This window comes from Rhodococcus sp. P4_F3_2 (assembly GCF_056401335.1).
Window position 1 is genome coordinate 1 of the sequence record NZ_JBFUJN010000222.1, and the last position, 432, is coordinate 432.

The following is a 432-nucleotide window of genomic DNA, read 5'->3' on the forward strand; positions in this document are numbered from 1 at the left end:
CCTTTTGACAATAATAAATTCTTAGTTAAGCTATCAAATTCACTGAGTTCATGAATACACTCTGAAAAGTAAGCGTCTATATCCGCACGTGCAGATACCGTCTTCGCAACGGCATAAAAATTAAGAGCCATTGTCCCCATACTATAGCTTATGTACAACATAAAGCTATCTGAAAACAGCCTTGGAGCAGAGGTGTTAACGTCTTCATTTGTAACGAATCCCTGTGGTACAGGATATTTTTCTTCATGAAAGATGGTAGTTAGTTTTTGTAAATGTTCTTCTGTTAATTTTAAACCCATCTCTAGAATAGATTTTACCTGGGTATCTTCTACTACTTTTGAAAAATAGGTAAATAAACAATGACACATGCTACTATTCATATAAGACGACCAAAGTTGTGCAATTTCAGAAGCGCTCAATTTTACATTATGT

The 432-nt window shown here is 34.5% G+C and carries 1 protein-coding gene; it reads right to left on the bottom strand.

The window, feature by feature from the left end:
• Positions 1–419, bottom strand: a 419-nt coding sequence (locus tag AC1DWA_RS33500; protein ID WP_477917816.1) for a DUF3231 family protein, incomplete at its 3' end; no start/stop codon positions are given.
• Positions 420–432 lie beyond the last annotated feature (13 nt).